The following is a 4932-nucleotide window of genomic DNA, read 5'->3' on the forward strand; positions in this document are numbered from 1 at the left end:
TGATACTAGCGCAAACCACTACTGTGATAATAATAATCTTGAAATATTTGAGCCACCGCTTCTTGCTCATGGCTATTATCAAATAACTACTATTATATTTACCTATACTATGCTACTACTTACATCACTAATTATTTCTGGCTGCATCAATTCGTCGGACATTTCGACTACAGCACGGATAACAGGTTTCATTAATTGTTCATCCATATTATCAAAATCTTCATAACGACGGCGTTTGGCACGATTAGCTACTTGTACCACAACACGATAACGATTAGATGCAGCTCTAATCAGCTCTTCAGACCTACGACTTAGTTCTGCGGAATCAATACTAGATTGCTTTTCTATGTGCATAAATTTTATTAGCCTGTATAGTTTAATCGGTCATCTCTTATGAGTTCAGTCATCAGTTAACATTTTTAACAGGTTTGTTTAAGACCACTAATATATTTTGAAAAGCGCGTGATAGTTTTTGATGGCCACTTGTTAATAAGCCATTATATACCTGAGTAACTGTTTGCTGTTAACCTATTCAAGATTGGTAAGTCTTTAAACCATATTAATAGACTCTTAGTCAACTACGATGAGTCACATTTGGAGTAAAAAACTTACATTACAGTAGCATTTTTTCTGTAATAAGTAAAGATGATTAACTGTCTAATATATATTTTTTGTTCTCTGTTCTCGAAATTAGGTGGTCAATGCTAATATTTTTAGTTAAAATTCAATCAATATTAATAAATTTATACTAATATTATCAATTTTTATTGCTTATGTTATTAGCTACTCCTTCGACTGTAAAGCGCTTTTCTCAGACTCATCATCATCCCCTAAAAATAGTTGCTTTGGGAGACAGTTTAGTTTATGGTTTTGGTGATTATGAAGGTGGTGGATGGGTAGAGAGATTACGACGGCAGTGGATGTTGCCAGACAGTCCTGGTCATGTGCTGTATAATCTTGGAGTCCGAGGAAACCGTGTTTTACAAGTAGAACAACGCCTGGAACATGAGTTTCGCCATCGTGGAGAATTAAGAAATCGTCAACCAGATATTATTATTCTTTCGGTTGGGGTAAATGATTCTGCTAGAGTCCAAAGACCAGATGGACGTTACTATACTGATTTTTCCAAATTTAAAACAATTTTAGATAATTTATTGGATACATCAAAACAACTTTGTCCTGTACTATTTGTGGGAATGGTTCCTGTTAATTTGGATAAAATGCCTTTTCAAGATTGTTTATATTATAGTCACGAGGATCAATTTATATATAAAGAGGCGACTCGGTTGGCTTGTTTAAAGCGAAAAATTCCTTATTTAGATGTGTTTGAAAAATGGTTAAGTAGGGGCGAAAATTGGTGGAGATTACGTCTTTGTCCAGATGGCATTCATCCTAATGTCGCAGGTTATAAAGCTCTATTACAAGATGTATTGGACTGGGAATATCTGAATTTATTAACTAGCTAAGGTTAGTTTGAAGAGAAAGGAATAATGAGGTTTACTCGCCAGATCCTATTAACTAAGTGAGGAAGCAGGAAATTATGTAAGCATTTCCTACGGAATGCTGGGCAAGCAGCTACCTCGCTATTAGTTATTCCTAGGTCATGCTTACTTGACTAAATCAATATTGATTAGCTTTTTTTACTTGTTTATGGCTTTGTTGCACAAAAGATGATGTTTAGGGTAAAAATAAAGAAGTTAAGATGGTACACAAAATACAGTCAGTAGGTATGAGTAAATCTAAGTCCTTGTATCGGCTCAAAAACTGGTCTGAGTATGATGCATCCTTAAAACAGCGAGGGAGTTTCACTTTTTGGCTGACTCCGGAGGTGATTCCGGAGTGGCTTAATCAGAAAAAAACTGGACCTAGGGGAGCATCTAATAACTACAGTGACACGGCCATTGAATTTATGGTGACTATACAATCCTGGTTTAGTCTGGCTGGACGACAGACGCTGATGTTTTGTGGAACCTATATTTGAATTGATGGACTTAGATTTACCAGCTACCTTTCCATAGCACCGTATCCCGTCGCTGACAAAAACTGAATGTTCAACTGCCAGTTATACCAACGCTCTGAAGCTATTGATCTGGTAGTAGACTCTACAGGGGTGAAAGTTTATGGAGAAGGTGAATGGAAAACAAGAGTTCATGGTAGTGGTAAACGGCGTACATGGGGTAAACTACATCTGGGAGTAAATTAAGCGACTGGGGAGATAGTGAGTGGGGTAGTGAGTACCAATGATGTGAGTGATGACCAAATATTTTCTGACCTATTAGATGGAGTAGATGGGGAAATAGCCCAAGTATCAGGAGACGGAGCCTATGATAACTATAAGTGTTATGAGAAAGCTAGGCAACCAGGAGCAAAGACAACTATTCCACCCAGGAAAAATGCAGTAATAGGTCAACATGGCAACTGTAAATGTCCACCTCATCCCAGGGATGAAAACCTCAGAAGAATTAGAATTGTAGGACGCAAGAAATGGAAGGGTGAATGTGGTGATCACCGACCCTCGTTGTCGGAAACCACCATGTTCAGGCTCAAAGTTCTTTTTGGAGGCAAGTTACGAAGACGAAAATTTGACAATCAGTCAGTGGAGTTATATCATGTTCGGACGGGTCAGTTATAATAAAATTTAAGGACTCCGGGTACCGACAGTACCAAAGAAATACTGAAATTATCAATGCTTTTCTCCAATATTTTCTATGTATTCCTCCTTTCTTCCCTCCTGACTCCTGACTCCTGACTCCTGAGGACTCACAACAGTTATTTATAAGTATTCAACCGAACATGATATTATTCATACAATGTTCCATGGTCAACGTGATGATTGGCGTAGGGTAAGCCGCAGAGCTACTTTGTAGAAATCTAGTTAACTTCCAACCAAGGGAGTTTTTTGCGATGCCGGAACGGATCGCGGAGCGAATCCCTACTTTCATCCAACAAAGCCCTTGTTTATCATAAACTGACTGTTGACATCTTGCCAGGCTTAAAGGCAAGGGGATTCCTACCGATCCGAAGCTCCTCGGTGGGTTGAGGTTTTGCTGATGCAAAGCTCCGCTAACACAGGCTGCAACTTACTATACGCAAGTCTTATACTTGCCTCCGCGTCCGTTTTTTATCTCGGACTGCCCGTCCGCTACTAGTAACAAAAATATAACATATGTATTCAAAAAAAACAACTAAAAAGTCGCCCGCTTATGGGCGAGGCTTTAAACCCAATTTTTCGGTAATAGTTATCTAAAAATTTATATCCAATCATAAATCAAATATATATTATTAGCAAATTAAGCGGCGTTGCTGAGTGGTAATGATTTTGAGATTAACTTTGGGCACAAAACATCAGTTTTTCAATTTTACCTTCAGCTAATAGACATCTCCAAGAATCAAAAATAAATATCTATATCTCAAAGAAATTATCAATTCTTTACCCCTACTGCCTACAGCAAAGCTGCCTACTGCCTATGGGTGGAGTAGATGTCTAATTATCATTACATTTAAGCAACGCCACTTTTAAAGTTTGTTTCTAATACTTTATTTGTTGTAGACAATGTATGTTGAAAATCATTTATATGATGATTTATTTCAAAACTTTTTTATTCTATTACTTAGATTGATAAATTATTGGTAAGCATTCAGCCGTCAGCTATCAGCTATTGCTTTTATTACGCATTCAAAGCTGTATTAATTGAGCTAGAATTAAATCTTACTACAAAAGACCTTAAAATCTATATTCATTTAAACTCCATCCTGAAAAGGAGTGTCTTATTGCTGAGAGTTGACTGCTAATAGCTGAATACTTACAATTATTGTTTACTAAGGCGATCGCCTGTCTTCTTAATTATTCTGTTTTTCAATGATTTCCTATTTTTAGATTATTAATTTATCTCTGGCCAAATAATTAAAATTTAAAGCCTTTTATTTACAGCGGTTTTCATTTTGGTAGACCACAGTAGGGATGTTCCATGGAACGTCTCTAACATATTTTGCTTGTGACGATGTGGTTTATTGATTTGAAAAGCGCTGTAAATAAAAAATAAAGAAAAAAATTATTGTTGCCAATCCCTTCTTAAAAGAAAAAGTAATGATTAATTAGGGTTTGCTGAAAAAGTATGAGTGGTAGGGGTAGGAGACAGGAGACAGGAGACAGGAGACAGGAGAAATTGGAATTTATAGGAGGTAGGAGCGGGCGTTTTGTAAGAATGATTTTTCTGCCCAACTATGCGCCTAAAATACGCTCCATGCATGAGCATAAAGAGGTGAAAAATTTGCACTGCAATTCGACTCCAAAAATTCTTTAGTCTTTATATGTCAATGCTTTTAGATTTAATCAGCAAGCCCTAATTACTCCTACTAAAAATAGATTTCCTGTGGCATCTTGATGAAGAGTTCTTTTCGTAGCAACTATGTGAGTAATTCCACGGTAATCTGTACAATATTCTTCATTTTCTTGCTGTTGATTAGTTTGAAATACTAACTCATCTTGTTACCAAAATATATTAGCTTCATTTTGAGCAAATAATTCGTAATCTGTTTTGATGAGTATATCGTCTACAGAATAACCGAGAAATTTACCATAAGCTTCATTCAAAACAATGCGACGATGATATTTATCCTTGACAAATATAGGGTCAGGAATTGCATTAATAACTGACTGTAGAAATCACATCTTAACTACATTAAGTCGGAACATTTTATTAGTGTCTAGATTCACGGCAAAAGGTAAATCTTTGTCATCATTAAATATAAATATAAATATAGGTCAAAAAACTCCATAGGTTGAGCACACTAAATATTTCAGTATAGAGACTAATTAAGACTTCTGAATCATGATCATTAAGACCAACTATTGTGGTACATATTTAATAAATCATCAAGTATATGATGTGGCTAATGTTGTCGCTCCTTCTCTTGTCACCCACACAAAGG

The 4932-nt window shown here is 36.2% G+C and carries 5 protein-coding genes and 1 pseudogene; 4 read left to right on the plus strand and 2 right to left on the minus strand.

Going from position 1 to position 4932, the window contains the following annotated elements; genetic code table 11:
* Positions 1 to 102: 102 nt before the first annotated feature.
* Positions 103 to 348 carry a DNA-directed RNA polymerase subunit omega gene (locus tag F6K13_RS18005; protein ID WP_124143348.1) on the minus strand — a complete coding sequence of 82 codons (246 nt, stop codon included), beginning with the start codon at positions 346 to 348 and terminating at the stop codon, positions 103 to 105.
* Between the two features lie 425 nt (positions 349 to 773).
* Here F6K13_RS18005 and F6K13_RS18010 point away from each other — a divergent pair, with 425 nt between their 5' ends.
* From F6K13_RS18010 to F6K13_RS18030, 4 genes and pseudogenes are all read left to right on the plus strand, one after another.
* Complete coding sequence (locus F6K13_RS18010) at positions 774 to 1466, plus strand: GDSL-type esterase/lipase family protein (protein WP_124155029.1); 693 nt, start codon at positions 774 to 776, stop codon at positions 1464 to 1466.
* A gap of 236 nt (positions 1467 to 1702) precedes the next feature.
* Positions 1703 to 1981: a transposase gene (locus F6K13_RS18015; protein WP_124143336.1), complete on the plus strand. Its 279-nt coding sequence runs from the start codon at positions 1703 to 1705 to the stop codon at positions 1979 to 1981.
* 66 nt (positions 1982 to 2047) lie between these two features.
* Positions 2048 to 2632 (plus strand): annotated as a pseudogene (locus F6K13_RS18025) (IS5 family transposase).
* A gap of 1483 nt (positions 2633 to 4115) precedes the next feature.
* Positions 4116 to 4304, plus strand: a complete 189-nt coding sequence (locus tag F6K13_RS18030) for a hypothetical protein (RefSeq protein WP_124145074.1) — start codon at positions 4116 to 4118, stop codon at positions 4302 to 4304.
* A 185-nt stretch (positions 4305 to 4489) separates the two neighbouring features.
* Here the strand turns inward: F6K13_RS18030 and F6K13_RS18035 are convergent, their stop codons facing one another.
* Positions 4490 to 4651, minus strand: coding sequence for a PAS domain-containing protein (locus F6K13_RS18035; protein WP_275670321.1), 162 nt, complete (start codon positions 4649 to 4651; stop codon positions 4490 to 4492).
* Positions 4652 to 4932 lie beyond the last annotated feature (281 nt).

Origin of the sequence: Okeania sp. SIO2B9, from assembly GCF_010672505.1 — a bacterium.
Lineage (GTDB): Bacteria > Cyanobacteriota > Cyanobacteriia > Cyanobacteriales > Microcoleaceae > Okeania > Okeania hirsuta.

Excerpts from the sequence above, each read along its gene's own strand:
- F6K13_RS18010 (WP_124155029.1), top strand. The coding sequence starts at position 774 with ATGTTATTAGCTACTCCTTCGACTGTAAAGCGCTTTTCTCAGACTCAT.
- F6K13_RS18015 (WP_124143336.1), top strand. The coding sequence starts at position 1,703 with ATGGTACACAAAATACAGTCAGTAGGTATGAGTAAATCTAAGTCCTTG.
- F6K13_RS18030 (WP_124145074.1), top strand. The coding sequence starts at position 4,116 with ATGAGTGGTAGGGGTAGGAGACAGGAGACAGGAGACAGGAGACAGGAG.